We start from the raw sequence: 25,293 nt of genomic DNA on the forward strand, positions 1-25,293 counted from the left end.
AACAAACGGATCTGATTAGACCCATCACCGGTCGTCCCAGACGTCTGTGTGCACCTCCAGTACATGAGCAACCATGGAGACGAGACAAAACTGCCACTGGTCGATCTGCCGCTGGCGGTTGTCACCGTCAGGGAGATGGGTGCGGTCAGCGTCAGGTTCGACGGTATCGAGGTTCCACCTCCGATCCATGCCGAGCACTGGAGTCGAGCACAGTTCGGCGAACTGCTCGACTCCCTCACTCAACAACGCAGTCGCACGATACGTCTTGAGGTGCGGGAAAGCGACGGGAGCGTTTTCACTGAGATCATTCACGCGAGGCGCGGCAACTCCGAGACAGCCGACATGGCGACACCATCTGCACCGGAACCAGATTCTCGTCGGGCCCGACGAGGCCACCCTCCACGACTCATCGAAATCACCGGTGGCGGATTCATTCAGGGAGAGGACGTTCTTGTCGCGATCCCCGTGAGCACAGCAGAGGGTGACGATTCTGGAGTCGCACGAGCCGTGATCGACCTCGACCAGCTCACAAGCCAAGTGCGCGAAGTGGCGCTCATTGGGTATGTGTCCGGGCGTATCGTGACTGAGCGGCTTCCATGAGCGTCCAAGGGCGGCAGTCCGGCTCATTCGGAGACGAGATGACCAACATCCTGATCGCGGCGCTCATTGGGACCTTCGGACTCACTCTCGTGCTCCGCGCCGCCGGTTCGGTCGCGGCGTTTCTCACAGGAGTGAGTCAACCTGATGAGGGTATTACGGGAGGCGTCGGGGTCCTGTTTGACCCAACTCACCCGGGCCTGGCGCTCGGCAGCGACGGATTAAATCCGTTCGTGTACTGGATGGTTGTGGGCGTGATGCTCGCGATTCTCGTCGTGGTACTCATGTGGGCCTGGACCCGGTGGAGACGGCACTCACGCAAGGTCGATACGGATCCACGCAGGCTCCCTGGGACAGCCACCGCATACGAGGTGCAGGCCACCGCATCGTCCCGCGCGCTCCTACGCCGAGCAGCTACTCTCCGGCCATCGCTTGAGCGGCCAGAACATTCTGACATTGGATACCGACTCGGGCAGTCCCGCGGGAAGGGCGTCTGGGCGAGCGTCGAAGATTCGATTCTGCTCATCGGCCCACCCCGCTCAGGCAAAGGCCTGCACATCGTGATTCCGGCGATCCTCGACGCACCAGGCGCGGTCGTGACAACCTCCACCCGTCCCGACAATCTGACTGCGACGCTTCGGGCACGAATGCGAGTCGGCCCCGTGATGGTGTTCGACCCGCAACACCTGGCGGAAGGCGTGCCTGCGGGGTTGCGCTGGTCTCCAATTCGTGGGTGCGAGGACCCACTCACTGCAATGATTCGCGCAGCCGGGCTCGCTGCTGCCACCGGGCTTGCCGACGGCGGGGTCGACGGTGGTGGATTCTGGGAAGGCAAGACACGCGTCGCACTGCAAGCGATGTTGCATGCCGCGGCACTTGACAACCGCACACCCGCCGAACTGTTCCGGTGGACACTCGACCCATCAGCCGCTGCTGACGCTGTCGCGATCTTGAATGCTTCACCGCGGGCGGCAACTGGTTGGTCCGAGGGCCTTGAAGCAATGATCGAGACCGATCCACGCACCAGAGATTCGATCTGGCAGGGCGTCTCACTGGCTCTCGCCGCTCTCGCCGACCCTCGCGTGCTCGATGCGGTGAGCCCAGGCCCAGATGAAGCCTTCGACCCTGAAACTTTCATCCGCGAGAAGGGCACCCTCTATTTGCTCGCAACCGGTGCAGGCGCAGGGAACAGTGCTGCGCTCGTTGCCGCGTTCGTTGAGGACCTCGTTGAAACCGCCCGCCGAATGGCAGCACGATCACCCGGGGCGCGACTTGACCCACCGTTGCTGCTCGCGCTCGATGAGATCGGAAACCTTGCGCCTCTGCCATCGCTTCCCACGCTCATGGCGGAGGGAGGCGGTACTGGAATCACGACGATGCCGGTACTGCAATCACTCGCTCAGGCCCGAGACAAATGGAGTGAGGATCAGGCCGCAGCAATCTGGGATTCGAGCATCGCGAAAATCATTCTTGGTGGCGCATCGAACTCACACGACTTGCAAGACCTCTCGACCTTGATCGGTGAACGCGACGAGTTCACCGACTCCGTCACGCTCGGTGACTACGGCTCACGAAGCAGTCAGCGCTCAGTGCGCCGGGTGCCGATCATGCCCCCCGACCGCATCCGCACCATGCCATTCGGCACAGGAGTCCTGCTGCTTCGTTCAGCTCCACCGATCATCGTCGACCTGCTGCCCTGGCCGAAGCGCTCTGACGCAGCCTCTCTCAAACGCGAACGCAGTGAGATCGAAACACTGCTCGAAAACCGACCTACCAGCGAGTGACGAGCTACCGAGCTGGTTGCGCCTACGCACCTTCCTGATACGAGCGGCTGACGTGGCCGCTCCCAATCAGGCAGGAGGACGGTCCCATGACCATCCGCACACAGCAGTCGATCTCAGGTTTCATCGCCAGCGACCCTCAACTCACTCAGACAGACCGCGGCGACGCACGGTTCTACGCCCGCTTCGGCCAAGAGAACTTCCGCCGCGAAGACGATGGCACGTTTACGAAACTCGAAACAACTTTCCACAACCTAGTGATGTATCGCGCCACCGCAGAACGCGCGTACGAGCGCTTCTCGAAGGGCGACAGCTTCGTCGCCGAAGGCTACTTGCACGAGTACAGCTACGAGCGCGACGGCCAAGCCACAGACGGCGTGGAGTTTGTCGCCAAAAAGATCGGTCACGACACCGCTCGCACCCAATACAGCGTGGAACGAAGCCAGCGCGCCACAGATCACGAAGCACCGGCACGCGGTCAAAGCCGTGCGTTCGAATCCCCTCAGAAGCGACCGAGCCCTGACGCTCCGACACTCGGTCGCTGAAACGGCATGAGCGCAACGATGACTAACAACAATCGCACTGACGAAGTATTCGACGATATGCCCGAACCAAGCTTCAGGCCTGAAGACGAGACAGCGCCGCCGCACCCGATCAACTGGAATCTGCTCACCTCCCACGACCTTGAGCAAGAGCTGCTCGCACTCAACCGGTGGGTGAACTGGCTCAGGTTGGAATATGGGCTTCCGGCGTCAGAAGTGCCGCCGCTCTGGCACCGCCACCCAGAGCTTCTCTGGGAGCTGTCGGCGCTACACCTACACTGGCTCAGCGCTTACGATGCGGAACAAGACGGCTCAGCCCCGTTCGGCTGGCATCGAGACTTCGCAGATGCTCGCAACCGACTTCGTGACTGGGTTGCCGCCAGCGGCACTCGACGAGACCGCGATCGACCCACCAGACAGACACCCTGGCCAGGCGAAGAACATTCCCAAGAGGTCGTGGAACAAGTCATTCACGATCGCGAAGCCGACTTTATCGAGTTCGTGCTCGAACAGGTACAGGCCCGCGAAGCAGCTGAAGACGCGTTCTACGCCAACATCGACTTCGAAACTGGGGAGGTTCGAGAATAATGTCTCGTCCGTATGAGAGGAAAACCGACCGCCGTAGCCGTGAGGAGCGCAAATATTCGGTGCGAGCCGAGCACCGAGCGCAACCGGATGTCGACCTGCTGGCAGAACTGTTGATTCGCTTTGCGCTGCAGGAGACGGGAGCAGGCCGTGCTTCTGTCTCAGAGCCGGGGAAGGCAGCCCTGGCGGGCATCAGGGCTCAGACGTAGAATGAAGTTATCCGCCGCGGTGGTGGATGTTGTGGTTCTTAAACCCTCGCGCTTCGGCGCTTGGCAAAATTACGTGGCTTTTCAGCCTAGTCCTACAGCCTTTCGGCTCTTCTCACGATCAACATTCACAGTTGAACCTCCCGCGGTGGGCGCTCAGAACCACAAATTGCGGAGAACTGTCATGAAGAGCCCAACCCCGAACCGCACCGCGGTCGATGACCTTGCGCGACCCTCAGTGCCGTCTGGTGGCGCAATTGCGGTCACCTATCTACGCGTGTCGACGAAAGAGCAGGCAGAGAAGGGCGGCACGGACGAGGGGTACTCGATCCCGGCCCAGCGTGAAGCGAACCGTCGCAAAGCTGAACAGATCGGTGCAACAGTCATCGAAGAGTTCGTTGATGCTGGCGAGTCTGCCCGCAAGGCAGACCGGCCCGAGCTAATGCGAATGATCAAGTATGTGGCCGAACACCAGGTCAACTACTGCATCGTGCACAAAGTGGATCGGCTTGCACGTAACAGGGCTGACGATGTCGCCATCCACCTCGCACTGCGTGACGCGGGGGTCATGCTCGTCTCCGCCAGCGAGAACATTGACGAGACCCCGTCGGGCATGCTGCTCCACGGCATCATGTCATCGATCGCAGAGTTCTATTCACGAAACCTCGCCACCGAGACCGTGAAGGGGCTCACACAAAAGGCAGCGCAAGGTGGCACCATCAATCGTGCGCCGATCGGGTACGTCAACATTGGCGTGCGTGATGAACGCGGCCGCGAGAGCCGCACCGTGAAAGTCGACGAAGAACGAGCCCACCACATCACCTGGGCGTTTCAGGTATACGCCTCAGGCCGTTGGACGCTCTCGCAAATCCATCGCGAACTCATCGCCCGCGGGCTCACCACCCTGCCAACTCCGAAGCGCCCCTCGAAACCGATCGCGATCTCAACCTTGCACCGGTTACTGTCGAACCCGTACTACAAGGGAGATGTGACGTTCAAAGGAGCAACCTACAAGGGCAACCACGACGCGATTGTGCCCAAAGAAGTCTGGTACCAGGTACAGGCCGTGCTCGACGCACACAAATCCGCAGCTGATGCCACGCAGGTGCATGACCACTACCTGAAAGGCACCGTCTACTGCGGTCAGTGCGGCGAACGACTGATCATCACAAACGCGAAGAACCGCCACGGCAACGTCTACCCATATTTCGTGTGCTCAGGCAGGCACTCCGGCAAGACCGAGTGCACAAGGCAAGCCATGCTCATCGAAGATGTCGAGCGGCTCATCGAGAAGTACTACGAGATGATCGAAGTGTCACCCGGCATGCGGCAAGACCTCGCTGGAAAGATCCACGCTGACTTCGACCTGCTCATGGCGAACGAGACAAAAGAGCTTTCGCGGCTTACGAGTGAGCGCGACCGGCTCGACGACGAGCGCATGAAACTGTTGCAAGCCCACTACGCGGGGGCGGTGCCGATCGACCTGTTGAAGCAGGAGCAGGATCGCATCGCGAATCAGATCGGAGACATTCAGCACCGAATCGAAGCGCACCACGATGAATATGCGTCAGCAAGGGCAAACCTCGATGACTCGCTCGGGCTGCTTGCCAACATCGTCAGCGTGTACGAGCGTGCTGATGACGCAAACCGGCGACTGTGCAATCAGGCGTTCTTCCACCGGATCTTCATCGAGGAAGACGGGGATGTCCGTGTCGAATACGAACGACCTTTCGGGTCGCTCTGCGATACCGAGGAGCAGATGAACGCTCTGAACTGGGCCGCTGAAGCGAAGAAGAAGGGAGAGGTTCAGACCGGACAAAGAGTGGTTACTCTTGTCGAGGGTTTGAACCTCTCCCATTTGGGGTGGCTAACGGGACTTGAACCCGCGACCACCGGCACCACAAGCCGGTGCTCTACCAACTGAGCTATAGCCACCATGCTGACCGCGCCCGCCAGGGCGAACGAGGCAACCCCACGATCATAGCCCATCGGGCGCCCGCTTCGCCAACCGGCGCGCGCCGGGCGTGTGCGCTCCCCGTTCCTCGTTTCTTCCCCTCGTTCCCAGCCGCTTTCTGTGTAGGGTGAAACCATGCTCGAGATGTCGCACGAGGAATTCGAATCGATGGTCGCGGACGGCCTCGATTCGCTGCACGACGACATGCTCGATCAGCTCGACAACGTGATCTTCCTCGTCGAGGACCGCCCGCAGGACGGCAGCGGCATCCTGGGCGTGTACGAGGGCTACTCCCTCGCTGAGCGCAACGTGTACGGCTACGGCGAGGAGCCTGACCGGATCATCCTCTTCCGCGAGAACCTCCTGGAGCACTGCGCCGACCACGACGAGCTCGTCCACGAGATCCGCGTCACCCTCGTGCACGAGATCGCCCACTTCTACGGCATCACCGAATCGCGCATCCATGAGCTCGGGTGGGGCTGAACCGGTGATCACCTTGCGTGCGACGGGCACCCGGGCCGAGCTCGGCGAACAGGAGCGCGCCGCGCCGGAGCGCGTGTGGCAGACCGTGGTGTGGGACGACCCGGTGAACCTCATGTCGTACGTGGCGTACGTCTTCCAGACGCACTTCGGCTTCGACCGCGCGCACGCGGAGGAGCTGATGCTGCTGGTGCATCATCGAGGCAGCGCAGTCGTGGCAGAAGGAGCCCGCGAGTCCATGGAGATGCACGTCGAGGCGATGCACGGCTACGGTCTCTGGGCCACCGTGCGGCAGGCGGGCGACTCATGAAGCTGCTGCCGCTGCCGGCCGGGCAGCTCCGGCTGCTGCTCGACCCCGACGAGGCCGCGATGCTCGATCAACTGGTCTCGCAGCTCACCGAGCTGCTCCAGAGCCACAGCAGCACCGCACTGGATCCCGACCCGCTCTTCGCGAGCCTCGAGGTCGGCGGCTCGGACGAGATGCCCGAGGATCCGGCGCTGGCGCGCCTCTTCCCCGACGCGTACTCGGGCGACGACGACGCCGCGCAGTTCCGGCGCGTCACCGAGCAGGGCCTGCTGAACCGGAAGCTGCAGGACGCGATGCAGGTCACATCGGCGCTCGGCCTCGGCGGCGGCGTGCCCGGCGAGACCGAGTACGTCGAGGTCGAGATCTCCACCGAAACGCTGCCGGCCTGGGTGCGCACGGTTACGGCGCTGCGCCTGGCGATCGCTGCGCGGATCGGACTCGACACCGCCGAGGACCACGCGCGACTGGTCTCCGAGGACGAGACCCGTGGCACTGTGCTCGTGTTCGACTGGCTCGCGGCGATCCTGGAGTCCGTCCTGACGATCATGGCGCCGGGGCAGGATCCCGATCAGGGGTGATGGCCGCCCCGGGCATCGTGCCGCTCCGGCGGCTGCAACGATCGCGGATCAACGACCTCATCGCGGCCGGTGAGCAGGCTCGCCGACGTCACGCCCGCGGCGCCGAAGCGGCCGCGCACGTCATCCACCGCCTGGTCGACGGCCCGCCATCCGTCGTCCTCGCTCCAGAGGCCCGCCGGCTCGCTGCCCGCATCGACCAGCTGCTCCGCCCGCACACCGATCAGGCGCACGGGCCGACCGGCAGCCCCCAGACCGGCGAAGAGCTCCGTCGCGGTGCGATAGATGCGCTGCGTCGCGTGCGTCGCCTCGGGAAGCGTGCGCGAGCGGGTGACGGTTTCGAAGCTCTCCCAGCGCACCTTGATCGAGATCGTACGCGCCTCGATCCCCGCCGCGCGCAGCCGCTCCCCCGTGCGCGTCGAGAGGCGCAGCAGCTCCCGATGCAGCGTGGCCGGATCGACCACGTCGTGCGCGAAGGTCTCCTCGTGGCCGATGCTCTTCTCGACCCGGGCGGTCTGCACCCGTCGCTCGTCGCGTCCGTTCGCGAGATCGTGGAGGCGTCGAGCGCTCGCGACGCCGACGATGCGCTCGAGCGACGGCAGCGGCTCGCGGGCGAGATCCGCCACGGTGCGAATGGCGCGGGCACCGAGTGCACGCGCGGTCGCCTGCCCGACGCCCCACATCGCCTCGACCGGCAGCGGATGCAGGAACTCCAGCGTGCGCTGCGGCGGCACCTCGAGCACCCCGTCCGGCTTGGCCCGCTGGGAGGCGAGCTTCGCCACGAACTTCGTGCCCGCGAGCCCCACCGATGCCGGCAGCCCGGTGCGATCCCGAACGCGCTCGCGCAGCTGCCGTGCGATCTCCGCCGGAGTGCCGAACAGCCGCACGGACCCCGCCACGTCGAGAAAGGCCTCGTCGATGCTCAGTGGCTCGACGAGGGGCGTGAACTCCTGGAAGATCGCCATCACCGCTCGCGACGCGCGCCGGTACTTCTCGAAGGTGGGGGGAACCAGCACGAGCTGGGGGCAGAGCTGCTTGGCCCGCACGACGGGCATCGCCGAACGCACACCGAAGCGCCGGGCCTCGTAGCTCGCGCTCGACACCACGGAGCGCGCCGTGTCGTGCGCCGCGGCTACGGGAAGGCCGCGCAGCTCCGGCCGGTCGAGCAGCTCGACCGAGACGAAGAACGAGTCCATGTCGACGTGCAGGATGGACGCGGAGCGTCGACCGCCGGGCTCCGTTTCCTCAGGACTCATGCCCCCATTGCATCACACGCCGCTGACACGAGTACCGGTACCGGCTCTTGACCTCAGCCTATTCTCGGGCACCACACGCATCAGAGCGACCCTCAATACACGGTAGGGTGATCTCACGCTGCTGCTGCGCCGACCGCTGCGCGGCGAGCGCGAAGGCCAGCACCTCGCGCCCCTGCTCGGCCGTGAGCTTGGGGTCGCGGCCGGTCTCCAGCGCCTCCACGAAGTCGCGGCCCGAGCGGATGAAGCTCTCCTCCCAGCCGATCGGGACGTTGTCGTAGCTGGTGAGCACCCCGTCGGCGTAGACCTGCACGGCGGGCTGGTCGAAGAGGCGGCCGTGACCCTGCGCCACCCAGATCACCCCCTTCGTGCCGGTGATCTCGACCCGGTCGTCCTGCGCATAGTGATTGGTCTTGAGCAGCAGCTCGGGCGAATAGACGACCTCGAGCGACCCGATCGCGCCGTTCTCATGGGTCCAGCTGACGATCGACGGAGCGTCGAGCATGCCGTCCGGCGTCGTCCCGATGAACGCGTGGATGCGCGTGGGCAGGCCGAGGAAGTGCCAAGCGACCGCGAACTTGTGGTGCCCGTCGTCGAATACCAGGGGCCCGCCGCCGCACATCTCGGGGTTCACGCGCCAGGCCTGGGCCGCAGCAGGCACATGCCACTGCGTGGGGCTCATCCCGGGGTTCGACTTCAGGCGGATGCCCACGATCTCGCCGATCGTGCCCGCGTCGACGATCTCCTTCGCCTTCATCAGCGGCGGGTAGAAGACGAAGTTCTCGAACACCTTGAAGCGCACGCCGCATTCGCGGGCCAGCTCGATCAGGGCATCGGCGTCGGCGACCGACAGCGTCATAGGCTTCTGCAGCGAGACGTGCTTGCCGGCGCGCATCGCGTCGGAGGCGATCGAGAGGTGCAGATGGTGAGGCACCAGGATCTCGACCATGTCGATGTCCGGCCGGGCCAGCAGCTCGCGATGATCCGTGTGCACACCGCGCTCCGGCACGCCCCAGGCGGCGGCGCGGTCGCGCGCCAGCGCCTCATTCGAATCGCAGACCGCGGCGATCGTCGCATTCTCCAGGCCGTCGTAGGCGGCGGCGTGCAGATCGGAGATTCGGCCGCATCCGATGATTCCAACGTTGAGCATCTGTGGTTCCTTTCCGCGCGATGCGGGGTCGTGTCAGCCTTTCACAGCGCCCGCGGTGAGGCCCGCGGTGAACTGCTTCTGGAAGAAGATGAAGATGATGATCGTGGGCAGACTGGCGCATACGGCGACCGCGGCCTGGATGCCGTAGGCGGTCGTGTAGGGGCCCTGCAGTGCCAGCAGGCCCACCATCGCCGACTTCATCTCGTCGCTCCGAGTGAAGACGAGGGGGTAGAGGAAGTCGTTCCAGATGAAGGTGAACTGCAGCGTCGCCAACGCGGCGAGCGCGGGGCGAGCGACCGGCAGCACGAGCGAGACCAGCACGCGCAGTTCGCCGGCGCCGTCGATGATACCGGCCTCGCGCAACTCATCGGGGATGCTCTCGAAAAAGTTCTTCATCATGAGCGTGCACAGCGCGACGCCGTATCCCGCATGCACGATGATCATCGGCCAGAGGGTGTCGTAGAGGTTCAGCGCCGTGAACGAGCGGAACAGTGGCAGCAGCAGGATCTGCGGGGGGATGAACAGCCCGGAGACGAGGAAGAGGGTGATGAACTTCTCGCCGCGGGGCTTGAACTTCGCCAGCGAATAGCCGGAGAGCACCCCGAGCGCCACCGAGATCAGCGTGGCGGGCACGGTGATGAGGAACGAGTTGACGATGTAGCGCCACATGCCCGTCTCGGCCCACAGCCGCACGTAGTTGTCGGCGGTGAGCTGCGCGCTCCAAGTCCAGAGGCCATCGTTCGCGATGCTGGCCTCGGTGCGCATCGAGGTGAAGAGGATGCCGAGGATGGGCGCGACGAAGGTGAGGCCGGCCACGATCATGAGCGCGAGCAGCAGGACCCGGGACGCGTCCATCCGGCGCTTCGGCTTCTTGCCCTGCGGCAGCAGGAGGAGGCTGGTGGTCGTCATTGCTGGGCTCCCTTGCGGCCGGTCCACCAGAAGAAGGTGCCGATGATGGCGGTGGTGAGGAGGAAGAGGATCACGACCGCCGCGCTCGAGTAGCCGGCGTCGTAGTTGGTGAACGCGATCCGGTAGCTGAAGAGGGCCAGGGTCTCGGTCGTGCGGAAGGGGCCGCCGGAGGTCATGACGTAGACGATGTCGAAGCTCTTGAGCGCGTTGATCAGCGCGAGCGACATGACCACGATAAGCGCGGGGTTGAGCGCGGGCCACGTGACGTGCCTGAAGTGCTGCCAGTGGCTCGCGCCGTCGAGCTTCGCCGCCTCCGAAAGGTCTGCGGAGACGCCCGTGAGGCCGGCGAGGAAGATGATGACGCCGAGCGCGATCTGCTGCCAGCTCCAGGCGACGAGGACCGCGGCGAGCGCGGTGCCCGAGTCTGCGAGCCACGGGCGGGCGAGGTCGCCGAGGCCGATCGCCTGCAGCACGATGTTGATGAGTCCGTTGTCGGGCCGCATCAGCCACATCCAGACCTGCCCGACGACGACGAGCGAGAGGGCGAGGGGCAGGAAGAACATGGTCTTCACGAACTTGCCGAGAACGGTCAGCTTGCCCAGCATGACCGCGATGAGCAGCGAGAGCGCGACGGGGGCGGTGACGGCGACCACCGTCCAGACGACCGTGACTCGCAGCGAGCTCCAGAACGCCTCGTCGCCAAATAGTCGCTGGTAGTTCGCGAAGCCGACGAAGTCGGAATCGCCTCCGAGCGTGGAGGCGTTCGTCATGCTGTCGCTGAACGAGATGACGGCCGGCACGAACACGATGATCGTATAGGCCGCGAGGGGCAGGGACAGGAAGATCCATGCCCATAGGGTCTTGTGCTTCATCGCTCCTTCTCCAGGCGGAAGTGGCAGACGACTCCCGCCGCGGGCGCACAGCCCACGACGGGAGCCGTTCGATCAGTACAGCGACTCGACCTGGGCCTGCAGCTGGGCCAGGAAGTCCTCGTACGAGGCCGGGCTGTCGACGAACATGGCGAGCATGTTCAGGCCCTCGGACGAGACCTCGGGCGGAGTGGCGAGGTCGTAGTTGAAGTTGAAGCTCGGCGTCTCGGCGACGATCTTCGCGGCGTTCTGCATTACCTGGTTCTGCTCGCTCATGTCGGCGTCGACGTTCGGGGCGAGGCCGCCGGCCGCGAGCGCCATGGTGCGCTGCGCGTCGGCCGAGGCGAGGCAGGCGAGCACCTGGTCGGTCGACTCGCTGTTGGCGCCCTTGGCGGGCACGATCCAGCCGTCCACGGGGCCGAGGGCGGAGGGCTCGACGCCGGGATCGATCTCGGGGAACGGGAACATGTCGTAGCCGGTAACCGGTTCGACGCCGTTCGAGTCCCAGGCGCCCGTCACCCAGGTGCCCATGAGCGTCATGGCCGCGGTGCCGCCCGAGACCTGGTTCGCGGCGTCGTTCGCGTCGATGCCGTTCGGGCTGTCGTTGAAGTAGCCCTTGTCGAAGAGCTCCTTCCACATCTCGAACGCGCGAGCGACCTCAGGATCGGTGTACGAGGCCTCACCGCTCATGAGCTGGGCACGGTAGTCGGGGCCCGCCGTGCGCAGCAGGATGTAGTCGAACCAGAACTGCGCGGGCCAGCGATCCTTCGAGCCGAGCGCGAACGGGGTCACGCCGTTGGCCTTGAGCTTGTCCGCGGCGTCCATCAGCTCGTCCCAGGTCGCGGGCATCTCGGTGATGCCGGCGTCGGCCATGACCGTCGGATTGTAGAAGAGCCCGACATAGTGGTAGACGAACGGCAGCAGGTACTTCTCGCCGTCGTAGACGGATGCGGATTCGGTCATGCCGCTCGGGATCACGGCGTCGAGGTCGTTCGCCTCCCAAAGGCCGTCGATCGGGCGCAGCAGATCCTTCTCGACCAGCGACGCGGTCTTTGCGCCCGCCCAGTAGGAGGCGAGGCTCGGCGGGTTGCCGCCGGCGAGCTGCACGAGAATCGAGTCCTTGAACGCCTCCTGGCCCATGGGGCCATTGCTGATGGTGGCGCCGGTCTCGGTCCCGCACATCGGGATGATCTCTTTGAAGGCGGCTTCGCCGAACGCATCGCTGAAGTAGTGCGTCAGGCTGACGTCGCCGCTGCCGGTGCCTTCCCCATCCCCCGAGCCGGAGGGCCCTGAGCACGCCGAGAGCAGCAGGCTCGACGTGGCGACCAGCGCGGTCAGTGCGACGACGCGCTTCGCCGCACGATTCTTCATTGAGGTGGGGTGCATCCTTGCTCCTTGTTCGATGGTTGTATCAGGTACCGCGAAGGGGTTTGCCGCCGAGCCGCTCGGTGATGAGCGCGGCGACCTCCGAGACGCGCCGACCGCGATGGTCGAGCGCCCCGTCCGCGAGAACCACGGCCAGACCGGAGATGCCGATCGAGCCCACGACGGCTCCCGAGTAGTCGAGGATCGGCGCCGCGACGCAGCTGACGCCGATGTTCAGTTCTTCCCGGTCGGAGGTGTAGCCGATCCGGCGGGCCGAGCTGATCTCGTCCCAGAGCCCGTCGAGCGTGCTGATCGTGCGGTCGGTGAACCGCTCGAGGTCTCCGGGCAGGAGATCGTTCAGCTCTTCGGGTGTGGCGAGGAGGAAGAGGGCCTTCCCCGTCGCGGAGGCGTGGATCGGGGGCTGGACGCCGATCTCGGTCTCGACGCTGGCTCCGCTCTTCGACGACCCCTCGCGCGCGATGTAGACCCCGCCGCGGCTCAGCCGCCTGGCCAGGTGGACCGGAGCGTCGAGCTCTTCGCTGAGCGCGCGCATGAACGGGATGGCCACGACTGCCAGGTTCTGCTGTCGCAGCAACGTGCCCGCCATGCGGAAGAGGGAGCCTGATGGGAAGAAGAGCTTGGTGTGCTCGTCCTGCTCGACGTAGCCGCGATCCGCGAGCGACCGGAGCACTCTGTGGATGTTGCCCTTGTCCGCTCCCAGCTCTGCCGCGATGTTGGTTACGCCGATACCGCTGGAGTTCGCCGAGACGACCTCCAGTACGTCGAGGCCCGTATGCAGGGCTCCCGATTGCTTCACTGCCGTTGTTGTTGTATTCATGCCCTCAATCTTCCTGCACCCGCTCCGCGCGCCGAGTTCGGCGCTCCCGCGGATCCCGAGAGCCGTCGCGCTGGGCGCGGCGGCGACCGGGATGCGGTCGAGGGGCGGGGTGAGGGACATGAAACGAGATCCTTTTCGAGACAACAGTTTTGTTTGGGATGATCTATTTTTACAACACTGTTGCGCTTTTGGCAACATGCGGTAATCTGAACGTTATGGAAGACGACCTCACCCCCTCCCGCGCGGAGCGCGCGGCGCGCGCGGACGCCATCGCCCGTCACGGCGGAGTCATCGCCGCGCTCGACGCCGGCGCGCTGCCCCAGCACCTCGAGATCACCGTCGCAGAGGCCGTGATCCTCGGCCTGCTCGTGCAGGACGTGCGCACGTTCATCGGCATCTTCGGCCACGGCAGCACGGATCTCGGCGAGGCCATGAGGGTGTACGAGGCGGCCGGGCTGCTCCGCACGCACGCGGTGCGCAACGAGGTCGAGGCCGCCCACGCGGCCACGGCACTCCGCTGGAGCACCGGGCAGAAGTCGGCCGTCTTCACCTCGATCGGCCCCGGTGCCCTGCAGGCCATGGCCGGCAGCCTCGCAGCGGCCAGCGACGGCATCGGAGTCTGGCACGTCTACGCGGACGAGACGACCGAAGCCGAGGGCGAGAACATGCAGCAGCTGCCCCGCGGCGAGCAGGAGCAGTTCTTGCGCCTCACCTCGACGATGGGCCCCTCGTACTCGCTGCACACCCCGTGGGCGCTGCCCGAGGCCCTCCGGCGCGGGCTCAACGCCGTCGACGATCCCCACCGCGGGCAGCCCTTCTTCCTGCTGCTGCCCATCAACGTGCAGCCTCAGACCTTCACGCTCAATCTCCGCGCCCTGCCCACCGCCGCCCCGCCGCGGCTCGGCGCCGCCGCGGGATCCTACGAGGAGGTCGCCCGCCTGCTGATCGAGAGCCCCCGGATCGTCGTCAAAGCGGGTGCCGGCGCGCTCGACTCCGGCGCCGAGATCGCCGAGCTGCTCGACCTCATCGACGGCTTCCTCGTCACCACCCCCCGGGCATCGGGCCTCCTGCCCCACGACCACCCCCGCAACTGCGGCGTCGGCGGCTCGAAGGGATCCATCAGCGGCAACCACGCCATGGAGCACGCCGAGATCCTCGTCAACGTCGGCGCCCGCCCCGTCTGCCAATCCGACATGTCGCGCACCGGCTACCCTCGCGTGCGCCGCGTCGTGAACATCAACACCGACGTCTCCGCCGTCACGCACTACAACCTCACCACCGCACTCCGCGGCGACGCCGCGGCGACGCTACGGGAGCTCATCGGCGCCGCGCGCCGGCTCGGCGCCGGGACGCAGCGAGAGGGGGCGCCGCAGCCGCTCGAGAGCGAATGGGCGCGCGAATGCGCCGCCGCGCGCCGGGCCTGGCGCGATCATGCGCACGTGCGCTACGAGAACGAGACGCTCTTCGACCCCGTGTGGGGCAGAGAAGTGCTCACCCAGCCCGCCGCGATCCACCTCGTCACCCGCTGGGCGCGCGAGCACGACGCCGTCTCGTTCTTCGACGCGGGCGACGTGCAGGCCAACGGGTTCCAGATCGTCGAGGACGAGCGGCCCGGCCAGTCGATCACCGAGACCGGGGCCAGCTACATGGGCTTCGCATCCAGCGCGCTGCTCGCCACGGGCATCGCCGACCGGCCCTTCTACGGCGTGGCCCTCACCGGAGACGGATCATTCTCGATGAACCCCCAGATCCTCATCGACGGCGTCGAGCACCGCTCGCGCGGCACCATCGTGCTCTTCGACAACCGGCGCCAGGGTGCCATCTCGTCGCTGCAGCGCGACCAGTACGGCGCCGACTACGCGACCAGCGATCGGGTGGAGGTCGACTACGTCGGATGGGCCGAAGCCGTCGTCGGCGTCCGCGGCATCTTCGGCGGCACGAGCCTCGCCGAGCTCGAGGCCGCCCTCGACGAGGCCCACGAGCACGACGGCCTCAGCCTGATCCACGTCCCCGTCTACTTCGGCGACGACCCGCTGGGAGGCATGGGAGCCTTCGGCCGCTGGAACGTCGGCAACAACGTCGCCGAGACCCAGGCACTTCGACACGGAACGGACCTCTGACCATGGCATTCCCCGACCAGCACCCCGACCGCCTCTTCGTCAACGGAGCCTGGCGCGACGCCTCCGACGGACGCACCATCGACGTGCTGAACCCCGCCACCGAACAGGTGCTCGGCACCATCCAGGCCGCGACGGAGCAGGACGTGGACGAGGCCCTCGCCTCGGCCCAGGCCGGCTTCGGCGCCTGGCGCTCCACGGACGCCTGGACCCGCAGCGCGCGACTGCGCGAGGTCGCGCGACTGCTGCGCGAATGGGTGCCCGACGCCGCCCGCCTCATGACGGGCGAGCAGGGCAAGCCGCTCGCCGAGTCGGTCTCCGAATGGAACGCCGCCGCAGACCAGTTCGACTGGTACGCCGACGAGGCGAGACGCATCTACGGGCGCACGGTCGACGGGCACAGCACCGCGAACAGGATCACGGTCCGCCGCGAACCCGTCGGCGTCGCCGCCGCGTTCTCCTCGTGGAACTTCCCAGCCCTGCTGCCATCGCGCAAGATCGCGCCCGCGCTGGCGGCCGGCTGTTCGATCATCGTGAAGCCGGCGCAGGAGGCGCCGTTCTCCACCCTGCTCATCGCCGAGGCCTGCCGGCAGGCGGACATCCCCGCAGGCGTCGTCACCATGCTCACCGGATCCTCCCGGATGATCAGCGAGCGGCTCATCTCGTCACCCGTGATCCGCAAGATCTCGCTCACCGGGTCCGTGCCCGTCGGCCGTCAGCTGCTCCACGCGGCTGCCGACCGCATCATCCCGGCATCGATGGAGCTGGGCGGCCACGCCCCCGTGCTCGTCTTCGAGGACTGCGACGTCGAGGCCGCGGGGGGTGCCTGCGCGGCCTTCAAGTTCCGCAACGCTGGTCAGGTCTGCGCCTCGCCGAGCCGCTTCATCGTGCAGCGGTCGATCGCCGAGCGCTTCACCGAGGCCTTCGTGCGCGCGACCGCCGGCATGAGAGTCGGCGACGGCCTCGACGCGGGCACCGACGTCGGCCCGCTCAACAACGCCCGCCGGGTCGAGGCGGCCGCGGCGCTCGTCTCGGACGCCGTCGAGCTGGGCGCGCGGGTCGCTCACGGCGGCGGCCGCGACGAGCGCTTCGAGCGCGGCTACTTCTTCCATCCGACCGTGCTCACCGGCGTGCCCGCCCACGCCGCCATCATGAGCGACGAGCCCTTCGCTCCGGTCGCCCCGATCACCGAGTTCGACACCCTCGACGAGGCCATCGCGCTGGCGAACAGCACCGCCTATGGGCTCGCCAGCTACGTCTTCACGAGAGACCTCAGAACCGCGATCCTCGCCAGCGAGCGGATCGAGGCGGGCATGGTCGGTGTCAACACGCTGGCGATCGCCACGGCCGAGGCGCCCTTCGGCGGCACCAAGGACTCGGGCTTCGGGCGCGAGGGCGGGGCCGAGGGCGTGCTGGACTACACGACCACCAAGTACGTGAACATCCAGATCTGAGGCGGGCATGAGCGGAACCGACGACATCACACCCACCGATACCGCCGCTGCAGGCGCCGGTGAGCTCACCGGAGTGGATCGGAGCCTCACCAACTACGGCGACACCGGCTTCAGCCGATTCATCCGCCGAGCCTTCCTCTCGTCAGCCGGCCTCGACGCCGATGACGTGGCCCGGCCCGTCGTCGGCATCGTCAACACCACCTCCGACTACACCACCTGCCACCGCGACATGCCCCAGCTCATCGAGAACGTTAAGCGCGGCGTGCTCGAGGCCGGCGGCATCCCCTTCGTGTTCCCGGTGATGTCGCTCGGCGAGATCCTCACCAACCCCACCACCATGCTCTTCCGCAACCTCATGGCGATGGAGCTCGAGGAGCAGCTGAAATCCCAGCCGATGGACGCCGTCGTGCTGCTCGGCGGATGCGACAAGACCGTGCCGGCCGAGCTCATGGCGGCGGCATCGGCGGACATCCCGGCGATCCAGCTGGTCGTGGGCCCCATGATGGTGGGCAGCTTCCGCGGCGAGCGCCTCGGCGCGTGCACCGACTGCCGCAGGCTCTGGAGCGACTTCCGCGGCGGGCGCATGGACGAGGCGAGCATCGCCGAGGCCAACGCCGAGCTCGCCCCCACGGCCGGCACCTGCATGGTCATGGGCACCGCCTCGACCATGGGCTGCCTCATCGAGGCGCTCGGCATCGCGCTGCCCTTCGCAGGCACGGCCCCTTCGGTCTCCTCGCAGCGGCTGCGGCTCGGCACCGCCACGGGCAGGCGGGCGGTCGAGCTCGCCAGGGAGGGTCTCAGGCCATCGCAGATCCTCACCGAGCGGGCGTTCAAGAACGCGCTCGTGGTGCTCTCGGCGATCGCCGGCTCGACCAATGCGGTGATCCACCTCACCGCGATCGCCAAGCGCCTCGGCATTGAGTTGACGCTCGACGATTTCCACGAGGCCGCGGCCCGGACGCCGCTGCTCGTCGATTGCAAGCCGGCCGGCAGCAACTACCTGCCCGACATGCACCGCGACGGCGGCATGCCCGCGCTCCTCAAGACCCTCGCACCGCTGCTCGACCTCGATGCGCTCACCGTCACCGGCAAGACGCTCGGGCAGCTGATCGCCGACGAGCCGGGGCCGCAGCCCTGGCAGCGGGTGATCCGCAAGCTCGAGGATCCCCTGGGCGGCGAGGGCGCGCTCGTCTCGCTCACCGGCAGCCTGGCGCCGCAGGGCGCCCTCATCAAGGCCGCCGCCGCCACGCCCGAGCTCATGATCCACGAGGGCTCCGCCGTCGTGTTCGACTCGCTCGACGACCTCGAAGCGCGCCTCGACGACGAATCGCTCGGCATCGCTCCCGACGACGTGCTCGTCATGCGCAACATCGGGCCCGTCGGAGCCGGCATGCCCGAGGCCGGCTCGATCCCCATCCCCCGCTACCTCGCCCAGCAGGGCGTGCGCGACATGGTGCGCATCTCGGACGGCCGCATGAGCGGCACCGCCTACGGCACCATCGTGCTGCACTGCAGCCCCGAGGCCGCGATCGGCGGGCCACTCGGGCTCGTCCGCGACGGGGACCGGATCCGCCTCGACGTGCCGGCTCGCACGCTCGACCTGCTGGTCGACGAGACCGAGCTCGCGCGGCGGCGCAATGAGCTGCAGCTGCCCGAGCCGCCTCCACGCGGCTGGCGGCGCCTCTACGCCGAGAGGGTGACCCAGGCTACACAGGGAGCGGATCTTGACTTCCTGCAATAGTCGGCAACCTCTGATTCGTGATTTCGATCGACAAGTGACGTATGTGGACGCGAGCGGTTCGGCCGTTCAGGCCGGATGCGGCATGCTGGACGGAGACGATGCCGAATCCTCGCAGACGGATGGAAGGACGGGACGGGTGAACGAGTGCACATCGACGGAGCGAGCGGATGTCGCGGCGCTGCGGGAGCGGCCGGGCGCCGACGTCCTCGTGATCGGCGGAGGGATCAACGGCATCGCGGTGTTCCGCGAGCTCGCACTGCAGGGGGTCGACGTCGCCCTCGTCGAGCGCGGCGACTTCGTCTCCGGGGCGTCCTCGGCCTCCAGCCACATGGTGCACGGCGGCATTCGCTATCTCGAGAACGGCGAGTTGCGCCTCGTGCGCGAGGCCGTGCAGGAGCGGAACCGACTGACCCGCAATGCACCGCACTACGTCAAGCCGTTGCTGACCACGATCCCGATCTTCTCGACCTTCTCAGGCGTGCTGACCGCCCCGTTCCGGCTGCTCGTCACGCACGGACGGGGCAAGCCCCGCGAGCGCGGCGCCCTGCTCATCAAGATCGGGTTGATGCTCTACGACACGTTCTCGCGTGGCGGCGGACGCATTCCGCGCCACCGGTTCCACGGACGCACTCGTTCCCTGCGAGACCTGCCTCGACTCACGCCGTCGATCAAGTACACCGCGAGCTACTTCGACGCGTCCATGCACAGCCCGGAGCGGCTCGCGCTCGACGTGCTCTCGGACGGCGTCGCGGCCGGCGGCGATCGTGCACGCGCGGCGAACTACGTCTCAGCGGTCGGTGCGGTGCCGGACGGGATTCGGCTGCGGGACGAGGTCACCGGCGCCGAGTTCGACTTCGCCGCGCGCCTGGTGATCAACGCCACCGGGCCCTGGACGGATCTGACGAACGAGGCTCTGGGTGCGCCCACCTCCTTCCTCGGCGGCACCAAGGGCTCGCACATCGTGCTCGACCATCCGGAGCTGCTCGATGCGACCGGAGGTCGCGAGATCTTCTTCGAGCACTCCGACGGGCGCATCGTGCTCATCTACCCCGTCAAGGGCCGGGTGCTCGTGGGCACGACCGACATCGATGCCGACCCTCGCGAGCCGAGCCGCTGCACGGATGAGGAGGTCGACTACTTCTTCGACCTCATCGGGCACGTGTTTCCCGCGATCCGCGTCGACCGCTCGCAGATCGTGTACACCTTCTCGGGGATCCGACCGCTGCCGCGGCACGACGACACCGCGCCCGGCTTCGTGTCGCGCGACTACCGCATCGAGCGCGGTCGTATCGGACGCGCTCCGCTGCTGAGCCTCGTCGGCGGGAAGTGGACGACGTTCCGCGCGCTCGGCGAGCACCTGGCGGACGAAGCGCTCGCCCTGCTCGGGGCCGAGCGGATCGCGAGCACGCGCGCGACGCCCATCGGCGGAGGGGCCGGGTTCCCCTCGGGGCGGGCCTCGCGCCGCATCTGGATCGCGCGGCACGGTCGCGGCCACGATCCCGAGCTCGTCTCCGCACTGCTCGACCGCTACGGCACCTCGGCCGCCGAGGTGCTGCGCGCGCTGCCGTCGGTGCCCACGGACTCCCGCGACCTCCCGGGCTATTCCGACGAGGAGCTCGCCTGGCTCGCCGCGCAGGAGCGCGTCGTGCATCTCGACGACCTGCTGCTGCGGCGCACCTCGCTCGCCTTCACCGGCGGGCTGACCCGTGCCGGGCTCGAGGGCGCGGCGGCAGCGATCGCGCCGGTGCTCGGCTGGAGCGCCGAGCGGTGCGGGCACGAGGTGTCGCGCACGGCCGAGCTGCTGCGCCGGGAGCACCGCGTGATCCTCGGCGAGTCCGGGATCGCCCCGCTCACCTGACCCCGCACCCGATCGACACCCCTGCAGCGCACGCATATCCAACGAAGGAGCACACGCATGGCCGACCACGTCATCGCGATCGACCAGGGCACGACATCGACGCGCGCCATCGTCTTCGATCGCACCGGCACACCCGTCGCGATCGGGCAGCGCGAGCACGAGCAGATCATGCCGCAGGCCGGCTGGGTCGAGCACGACGCGCTCGAGATCTGGCGCAATGTGCAGGAGGTGATCGGCATCGCCCTCGGCCGTGCCGATCTCACCCGGCACGACATCGCGGCGATCGGCATCACCAATCAGCGCGAGACGACGGTGGTCTGGAACCGACGCACCGGGCAGCCCGTCTGCCGTGCGATCGTGTGGCAGGACACCCGCACGCAGGCGATCGTCGATCGCCTGGCGGCCGACGGCGGGATCGACCGCTTCGCGGGCGTGGTGGGCCTGCCGCTCGCCACCTACTTCTCGGGCACCAAGCTGGCGTGGATCCTCGAGAACGTCGATGGCGCGCGAGACGCTGCCGAGGCCGGGGACCTCCTCTTCGGCACCACCGACTGCTGGGTGCTGTGGAACCTGACCGGCGGCGTCGACGGCGGTGTGCACGTCACCGACGTCACCAACGCCTCGCGCACCCTCTTCATGGATCTGCGCACGCTCGAATGGCGCGACGACATCCTCGAGGTCTTCGGTGTGCCCCGTTCGATGCTGCCGGAGATCCGATCGTCATCCGAGGTCTACGGCTTCGCGGAGAGCTCCTCCCTGCTCCGGGAGACCCCGATCGCGGGGATCCTGGGCGATCAGCAGGCGGCGACCTTCGGTCAAGCGGCCTTCCATGCCGGCGAGAGCAAGAACACCTACGGCACCGGCTGCTTCCTGATCTGCAATACCGGTCGCGAGATCGTGCACTCGGGGAACGGGCTGCTGACGACCGTCGGCTACCAGCTCGGCAGCGGCCCCGTGCACTACGCCCTGGAGGGCTCGATCGCGGTGACCGGATCGCTCGTGCAGTGGCTGCGGGATCAGCTCGGGATCATCGACTCCGCCGCGGAGATCGAGCCGCTCGCGACGAGCGTGCCCGATTCCGGAGGCGTGCACATCGTCCCCGCCTTCTCCGGGCTCTTCGCGCCGTACTGGCGCCCGGACGCGCGGGGCGCGATCGTCGGGCTCACCCGCTATGCCAACCGGGCGCACCTCGCCCGTGCGGTGCTCGAGGCGGTCGCGTTTCAGACCCGCGACGTGCTCGACGCCGTGAACGCCGACATCGCCGCCTCGGGCGGCGTGCCGCTCTCTGAGCTGCGCGTCGACGGCGGCATGGTCGGGAATGAGACCCTCATGCAGTTCCAGGCCGACGTGCTGGGCGTCCCCGTAGTGCGCCCCGAGGTGGCCGAGACCACCGCGCTCGGCGCCGCGTACGCTGCGGGCCTCGCGGTCGGGTTCTGGGACGGGCTCGAGGCCCTCACGGCCAACTGGCGCGAGGGCAGACGCTGGGAGCCGCGTCTCGACGTCTCCGAGCGCGAGCGGCGCCTGCGCGTGTGGAGAAAGGCCGTCGAGAAGTCGATGGATTGGATCGACGACGACGTGCGGGAGTAGCGCGCCGCCGGTTCAGCGAGCAGCGCCGGGCGAGCGCGCTCGCCCGGCAGGGCGCGCTCGCCCGGCAGGGCGCGGTGTGCCTACTGGCCCGCGCGCTCCAGCACGATCTCGCGCACCTTCGCCGCGTCGGCCTGGCCCCGCATCGCCTTCATCACCGCGCCGATGATGGCACCGGCGGCCTGCACCTTGCCGTCTCGGATCTTCGCGAGTACATCGGGCTGCTCGGCAAGCGCTGCGTCGACGGCCTCGATGAGGGCTCCGTCGTCCGACACGATGGCGAGGCCCCGCGACTCCACGATCTCGGAGGCGGTCCCCTCCCCGGCGATGATGCCGGCGAGCACCTGGCGAGCGAGCTTGTCGTTGAGGGTTCCGGCGTCGACGAGCTCGACCACCGAGGCCACCTGGGCCGGAGTGATGAGATCCGCCGGCGCTGCCGACCGCTCGTTCGCGATGCGGGCGATCTCCCCGGTCCACCACTTGCGCGCGGTCTGCGGGGGCACGCCCTCGTCCACCGTCGCCTCGATCAGCCCGGTGAGCCCGGCGTTGACCACGTCCTGGAACTCGAGCGCCGAGAAACCCCACTCCGTGCGCAGCCGGCGGCGCCGCAGCGTGGGGTGCTCCGGGAGCGCGGCGCGCAACTCCTCGACCAGTTCGCGCGACGGGGTGAGCGGTGCGAGATCGGGCTCCGGGAAGTAGCGGTAGTCATCCGCATCGCTCTTCGGTCGCCCGGGCGAGGTCTCGCCGGTGTCCTCGTGCCAGTGGCGCGTCTCCTGGGTGATCGTGCCGCCGCCGTCGAGGATGGCGGCCTGGCGCTGGATCTCGAAGCGCACCGCCCGCTCCACCGAGCGCAGCGAGTTGACGTTCTTGGTTTCGGTGCGGGTGCCGAGCACCGACATGCCGGCGTCCTCGTTGCCGCGCGGTCGCAGCGACACGTTCGCGTCGCAGCGCAGATTGCCGCGCTCCATGCGCGCGTCCGAGATGCCGAGGGCGATCACCATCTCCCGAATGGTCGCGACGTAGGCGGCGGCGATCTCGGGCGTGTCGGCCTCGCCGCCGAAGATCGGGCGGGTCACGATCTCGACGAGCGGCACCCCTGCGCGGTTGTAGTCGACGAGCGAGTACTCGGCGCCCTGGATGCGCCCGGTCGAGCCGCCGACGTGATTGAGCTTGCCGGCGTCCTCCTCCATGTGCGCGCGCTCGATCGGCACGTGCACGACGCGCCCCGACGCGAGCTCGATCTCGACCGACCCGTCGAAGGCGATGGGATCGTCGTACTGCGAGATCTGGTAGTTCTTCGCCATGTCCGGGTAGAAGTAGTTCTTGCGCGCGAACCCGGAGACCTCGGCGATCTCGCAGCCGAGCGCCAGGCCCAGGCGCAGCGAGTAGCGTACCGCCTGCTCGTTCACCACCGGCAGCGCGCCCGGCAGGCCGAGGCACACCGGCGTGAGATTGGTGTTCGGGTCCGACCCGAAGGCATTGGGCGCCGAGGAGAACATCTTCGTCTGCGTGTTCAACTCGACGTGCACCTCGAGGCCGATCACGGGCTCGAAGAGCTCGAGCGCCCGATCGAAATCCATCAGCTTGGTCTTCGCCATCAGCGGGCTCCCCCTTCGTATCCCGGCACCTGTTCCCAGAACGCCCGCCCGTCGCGTGCGGTGATGAGGCTCTCGACCGCGGCACCCGCGCGGTAGAGGCGCGCGTCCTCGAACGCCGGCGCCATGAGCTGCAGGCCGACCGGCAGGCCGTCCTCGCTCGCGGTGCCGATGGGCAGGCTGAGCCCGGGGATCCCGGCGAGGTTGGCCGGGATGGTGGTCGCGTCGTTGAGGTAGTCCTGCAGCGGATCGCCGCCGTGCGCGCCGAGGCGCCACGCAGTCGTGGGCGTCGTCGGCGACGCGATCACGTCGACCTGGGCGAACGCCGCGGCGAAGTCGCGCTGGATCAGGGTGCGCACCTTCTGCGCGCTTCCGTAGTAGGCGTCGTAGTAGCCGGCCGACAGTGCATAGGTGCCGAGGATGATGCGGCGCTTCGCCTCCACCCCGAACCCGGCGGCGCGGGTCTCGCTCATCACGCTCTCGACGGTACCGCCGCCCTCGGGGGCGACGCGCAGACCGAACCGCACCGAGTCGTACTTCGCGAGGTTGCTCGATGCCTCTGCGGGCAGGATCAGGTAGTAGGCCGCCACCGCGTACTCGAAGTGCGGGGCGTCGATCTCGACGATCTCGGCGCCCTGCGCCGTGAGCAGGGCGAGCGACTCCTCGAATCGTGCCTTGACACCCGGCTGCACGCCGTCGAGCATGAGCTGCTTCACGACGCCCACGCGCAGGCCCCGGAGCGATCCCGGATCGGCGCCGTCGCGCGCTGCTGCGGCCATCGAGGGCCAGTCGAAATCGAGCGAGGTCGAGTCGTGGCGGTCGTGGCCCGCGACGACGTCGTGGAGCAGCGCGGTGTCGAGCACCGTGCGGGCGCACGGGCCGATCTGATCCAGCGACGAGGCGAGTGCGATGGCGCCGTAGCGGCTGACTCCCCCGTAGGTGGGCTTCGCGCCCACGGTGCCGGTGAGCGCCGCGGGCTGGCGGATCGAACCGCCCGTGTCGGAGCCGAGCGCCAGCGGGGCTTCGAAGGCGCCGACCGCTACGGCCGACCCGCCGCCGGAACCGCCCGGCACGCGGTCGGCGGCCCACTGGTTGCGGGTGGGACCGTACGCGGAATTCTCCGTGGAGGATCCCATCGCGAACTCGTCCATGTTCGTCTTTCCGAGGCACACGAGACCGGCGGCGCGCGCCTTCGCCACCGCCGTCGCATCGTAGGGCGAGCGGTAGCCCTCGAGAATCCGCGATCCCGCGGTCGACGGCATGTCGGTGGTGACGAGCACGTCCTTCACCGCGAGCGGCACGCCCGCGAGTTCGCCGAGGGCATCGCCCGCGCTGCGACGCGCATCGATCCCGCGCGCCGCGGCGAGCGATGCCTCAGCGTCCGTCGCGAGGAACGCGTTCAGCTCGCCGTCCACGGCCGCGATGCGGTCGAGATGAGCACGCGTCGCCTCCTCTGACGAGACCTCGCGGGAGGCGAGCTTCGCGGCGAGCTCCGCCGCGGTGAGATGGATCACATCAGTCATCTGCGCGTCC

22 protein-coding genes, 1 tRNA gene and 1 pseudogene are annotated in these 25,293 nt (G+C 67.5%); 13 read left to right on the top strand and 11 right to left on the bottom strand.

Annotation, left to right across the window (positions count from 1 at the left end; all coding sequences use genetic code 11):
- Positions 1–63 precede the first annotated feature (63 nt).
- From EVS81_RS01720 to EVS81_RS15990, 5 genes and pseudogenes are all read left to right on the top strand, one after another.
- Positions 64–600 (top strand): hypothetical protein, encoded by a 537-nt coding sequence (locus EVS81_RS01720; protein WP_130108858.1) that lies wholly within the window; start codon positions 64–66, stop codon positions 598–600.
- Entirely contained in the window at positions 597–2,381 is a 1,785-nt protein-coding gene (locus tag EVS81_RS01725; RefSeq protein ID WP_130108859.1) for a TraM recognition domain-containing protein, read from the top strand. The genes EVS81_RS01720 and EVS81_RS01725 overlap by 4 nt, the downstream gene beginning before the upstream one ends.
- Before the next feature lie 86 nt (positions 2,382–2,467).
- Complete coding sequence (locus tag EVS81_RS01730) at positions 2,468–2,923, top strand: single-stranded DNA-binding protein (RefSeq protein ID WP_130108860.1); 456 nt, start codon at positions 2,468–2,470, stop codon at positions 2,921–2,923.
- An 18-nt stretch (positions 2,924–2,941) separates the two neighbouring features.
- On the top strand, positions 2,942–3,508 hold the full coding sequence (locus EVS81_RS01735; protein ID WP_420813248.1) for a hypothetical protein: 567 nt from the start codon (positions 2,942–2,944) through the stop codon (positions 3,506–3,508).
- A 387-nt stretch (positions 3,509–3,895) separates the two neighbouring features.
- Positions 3,896–4,948, top strand: a pseudogene (locus tag EVS81_RS15990) (recombinase family protein); the annotation flags it as partial.
- 78 nt (positions 4,949–5,026) lie between these two features.
- On the opposite strand, the gene EVS81_RS15995 reads toward EVS81_RS15990, so the two are convergent.
- The 3 genes from EVS81_RS15995 to EVS81_RS01750 all read right to left on the bottom strand — a co-directional run bounded on the left by EVS81_RS15995 (position 5,027) and on the right by EVS81_RS01750 (position 5,646).
- Complete coding sequence (locus EVS81_RS15995; protein WP_240739915.1) at positions 5,027–5,266, bottom strand: hypothetical protein; 240 nt, start codon at positions 5,264–5,266, stop codon at positions 5,027–5,029.
- A gap of 12 nt (positions 5,267–5,278) precedes the next feature.
- Positions 5,279–5,569, bottom strand: a complete 291-nt coding sequence (locus EVS81_RS16000; RefSeq protein WP_240739916.1) for a hypothetical protein — start codon at positions 5,567–5,569, stop codon at positions 5,279–5,281.
- 1 nt (position 5,570) lies between these two features.
- A tRNA-His gene (locus tag EVS81_RS01750) sits at positions 5,571–5,646 on the bottom strand.
- 154 nt (positions 5,647–5,800) lie between these two features.
- Between EVS81_RS01750 and EVS81_RS01755 the strand changes: the two genes are divergently transcribed.
- The 3 genes from EVS81_RS01755 to EVS81_RS01765 are packed head-to-tail and all read left to right on the top strand — an operon-like array spanning position 5,801 to position 7,030.
- Complete coding sequence (locus tag EVS81_RS01755) at positions 5,801–6,148, top strand: metallopeptidase family protein (protein WP_130108862.1); 348 nt, start codon at positions 5,801–5,803, stop codon at positions 6,146–6,148.
- A complete protein-coding gene (gene clpS, locus EVS81_RS01760) occupies positions 6,129–6,455 on the top strand; it encodes an ATP-dependent Clp protease adapter ClpS (RefSeq protein WP_130108863.1) in 327 nt (108 codons plus the stop codon). The genes EVS81_RS01755 and clpS overlap by 20 nt, the downstream gene beginning before the upstream one ends.
- The gene (locus EVS81_RS01765) at positions 6,452–7,030 is read left to right on the top strand and encodes a DUF2017 family protein (protein WP_130108864.1); all 579 of its coding nucleotides are present in this window, start codon (positions 6,452–6,454) and stop codon (positions 7,028–7,030) included. The genes clpS and EVS81_RS01765 overlap by 4 nt, the downstream gene beginning before the upstream one ends.
- Here EVS81_RS01765 and dinB read toward each other — a convergent pair.
- The 6 genes from dinB to EVS81_RS01795 all read right to left on the bottom strand — a co-directional run bounded on the left by dinB (position 7,021) and on the right by EVS81_RS01795 (position 13,531).
- Positions 7,021–8,283, bottom strand: a complete 1,263-nt coding sequence (gene dinB / locus EVS81_RS01770) for a DNA polymerase IV (RefSeq protein ID WP_130108865.1) — start codon at positions 8,281–8,283, stop codon at positions 7,021–7,023. The genes EVS81_RS01765 and dinB overlap by 10 nt on opposite strands.
- A gap of 58 nt (positions 8,284–8,341) precedes the next feature.
- Positions 8,342–9,430, bottom strand: a complete 1,089-nt coding sequence (locus tag EVS81_RS01775) for a Gfo/Idh/MocA family protein (protein ID WP_130108866.1) — start codon at positions 9,428–9,430, stop codon at positions 8,342–8,344.
- A 33-nt stretch (positions 9,431–9,463) separates the two neighbouring features.
- On the bottom strand, positions 9,464–10,339 hold the full coding sequence (locus EVS81_RS01780; RefSeq protein ID WP_205879371.1) for a carbohydrate ABC transporter permease: 876 nt from the start codon (positions 10,337–10,339) through the stop codon (positions 9,464–9,466).
- Positions 10,336–11,211, bottom strand: coding sequence for a carbohydrate ABC transporter permease (locus EVS81_RS01785; RefSeq protein WP_130108867.1), 876 nt, complete (start codon positions 11,209–11,211; stop codon positions 10,336–10,338). The genes EVS81_RS01780 and EVS81_RS01785 overlap by 4 nt, the downstream gene beginning before the upstream one ends.
- Before the next feature lie 72 nt (positions 11,212–11,283).
- Entirely contained in the window at positions 11,284–12,594 is a 1,311-nt protein-coding gene (locus tag EVS81_RS01790; protein WP_130108868.1) for an ABC transporter substrate-binding protein, read from the bottom strand.
- Between the two features lie 25 nt (positions 12,595–12,619).
- Positions 12,620–13,531, bottom strand: coding sequence for an IclR family transcriptional regulator (locus tag EVS81_RS01795; RefSeq protein ID WP_165384164.1), 912 nt, complete (start codon positions 13,529–13,531; stop codon positions 12,620–12,622).
- Positions 13,532–13,626: 95 nt separating this feature from the next.
- Here EVS81_RS01795 and EVS81_RS01800 point away from each other — a divergent pair, with 95 nt between their 5' ends.
- From EVS81_RS01800 to glpK, 5 genes are all read left to right on the top strand, one after another.
- Entirely contained in the window at positions 13,627–15,531 is a 1,905-nt protein-coding gene (locus tag EVS81_RS01800; RefSeq protein WP_130108870.1) for a thiamine pyrophosphate-dependent enzyme, read from the top strand.
- Between the two features lie 2 nt (positions 15,532–15,533).
- Positions 15,534–16,982 (top strand): NAD-dependent succinate-semialdehyde dehydrogenase, encoded by a 1,449-nt coding sequence (locus EVS81_RS01805; RefSeq protein ID WP_130108871.1) that lies wholly within the window; start codon positions 15,534–15,536, stop codon positions 16,980–16,982.
- A 7-nt stretch (positions 16,983–16,989) separates the two neighbouring features.
- Entirely contained in the window at positions 16,990–18,723 is a 1,734-nt protein-coding gene (locus tag EVS81_RS01810; protein WP_130108872.1) for a dihydroxy-acid dehydratase, read from the top strand.
- A gap of 136 nt (positions 18,724–18,859) precedes the next feature.
- The gene (locus tag EVS81_RS01815; RefSeq protein ID WP_240739918.1) at positions 18,860–20,581 is read left to right on the top strand and encodes a glycerol-3-phosphate dehydrogenase/oxidase; all 1,722 of its coding nucleotides are present in this window, start codon (positions 18,860–18,862) and stop codon (positions 20,579–20,581) included.
- 57 nt (positions 20,582–20,638) lie between these two features.
- Positions 20,639–22,168 (top strand): glycerol kinase GlpK, encoded by a 1,530-nt coding sequence (glpK, locus tag EVS81_RS01820; protein ID WP_130108874.1) that lies wholly within the window; start codon positions 20,639–20,641, stop codon positions 22,166–22,168.
- Positions 22,169–22,248: 80 nt separating this feature from the next.
- On the opposite strand, the gene gatB is transcribed toward glpK, so the two are convergent.
- Both gatB and gatA read right to left on the bottom strand, forming a co-directional pair.
- A complete protein-coding gene (gene gatB / locus EVS81_RS01825) occupies positions 22,249–23,763 on the bottom strand; it encodes an Asp-tRNA(Asn)/Glu-tRNA(Gln) amidotransferase subunit GatB (protein WP_130108875.1) in 1,515 nt (504 codons plus the stop codon).
- On the bottom strand, positions 23,763–25,283 hold the full coding sequence (gatA, locus tag EVS81_RS01830; RefSeq protein ID WP_130108876.1) for an Asp-tRNA(Asn)/Glu-tRNA(Gln) amidotransferase subunit GatA: 1,521 nt from the start codon (positions 25,281–25,283) through the stop codon (positions 23,763–23,765). The genes gatB and gatA overlap by 1 nt, the downstream gene beginning before the upstream one ends.
- Between the last annotated feature and the right edge of the window lie 10 nt (positions 25,284–25,293).

It is taken from the genome of Leucobacter triazinivorans (assembly GCF_004208635.1).
Lineage (GTDB): Bacteria > Actinomycetota > Actinomycetes > Actinomycetales > Microbacteriaceae > Leucobacter > Leucobacter triazinivorans.

Excerpts from the sequence above, each read along its gene's own strand:
- EVS81_RS01720 (WP_130108858.1), top strand. The coding sequence starts at position 64 with ATGAGCAACCATGGAGACGAGACAAAACTGCCACTGGTCGATCTGCCG.
- EVS81_RS01725 (WP_130108859.1), top strand. The coding sequence starts at position 597 with ATGAGCGTCCAAGGGCGGCAGTCCGGCTCATTCGGAGACGAGATGACC.
- EVS81_RS01730 (WP_130108860.1), top strand. The coding sequence starts at position 2,468 with ATGACCATCCGCACACAGCAGTCGATCTCAGGTTTCATCGCCAGCGAC.
- EVS81_RS01735 (WP_420813248.1), top strand. The coding sequence starts at position 2,942 with ATGACTAACAACAATCGCACTGACGAAGTATTCGACGATATGCCCGAA.
- EVS81_RS16000 (WP_240739916.1), bottom strand. The coding sequence starts at position 5,569 with ATGGGAGAGGTTCAAACCCTCGACAAGAGTAACCACTCTTTGTCCGGT.
- EVS81_RS01755 (WP_130108862.1), top strand. The coding sequence starts at position 5,801 with ATGCTCGAGATGTCGCACGAGGAATTCGAATCGATGGTCGCGGACGGC.
- clpS (WP_130108863.1), top strand. The coding sequence starts at position 6,129 with ATGAGCTCGGGTGGGGCTGAACCGGTGATCACCTTGCGTGCGACGGGC.
- EVS81_RS01765 (WP_130108864.1), top strand. The coding sequence starts at position 6,452 with ATGAAGCTGCTGCCGCTGCCGGCCGGGCAGCTCCGGCTGCTGCTCGAC.
- dinB (WP_130108865.1), bottom strand. The coding sequence starts at position 8,283 with ATGAGTCCTGAGGAAACGGAGCCCGGCGGTCGACGCTCCGCGTCCATC.
- EVS81_RS01775 (WP_130108866.1), bottom strand. The coding sequence starts at position 9,430 with ATGCTCAACGTTGGAATCATCGGATGCGGCCGAATCTCCGATCTGCAC.
- EVS81_RS01780 (WP_205879371.1), bottom strand. The coding sequence starts at position 10,339 with ATGACGACCACCAGCCTCCTCCTGCTGCCGCAGGGCAAGAAGCCGAAG.
- EVS81_RS01785 (WP_130108867.1), bottom strand. The coding sequence starts at position 11,211 with ATGAAGCACAAGACCCTATGGGCATGGATCTTCCTGTCCCTGCCCCTC.
- EVS81_RS01790 (WP_130108868.1), bottom strand. The coding sequence starts at position 12,594 with ATGCACCCCACCTCAATGAAGAATCGTGCGGCGAAGCGCGTCGTCGCA.
- EVS81_RS01795 (WP_165384164.1), bottom strand. The coding sequence starts at position 13,531 with ATGTCCCTCACCCCGCCCCTCGACCGCATCCCGGTCGCCGCCGCGCCC.
- EVS81_RS01800 (WP_130108870.1), top strand. The coding sequence starts at position 13,627 with ATGGAAGACGACCTCACCCCCTCCCGCGCGGAGCGCGCGGCGCGCGCG.
- EVS81_RS01805 (WP_130108871.1), top strand. The coding sequence starts at position 15,534 with ATGGCATTCCCCGACCAGCACCCCGACCGCCTCTTCGTCAACGGAGCC.
- EVS81_RS01810 (WP_130108872.1), top strand. The coding sequence starts at position 16,990 with ATGAGCGGAACCGACGACATCACACCCACCGATACCGCCGCTGCAGGC.
- glpK (WP_130108874.1), top strand. The coding sequence starts at position 20,639 with ATGGCCGACCACGTCATCGCGATCGACCAGGGCACGACATCGACGCGC.
- gatB (WP_130108875.1), bottom strand. The coding sequence starts at position 23,763 with ATGGCGAAGACCAAGCTGATGGATTTCGATCGGGCGCTCGAGCTCTTC.
- gatA (WP_130108876.1), bottom strand. The coding sequence starts at position 25,283 with ATGACTGATGTGATCCATCTCACCGCGGCGGAGCTCGCCGCGAAGCTC.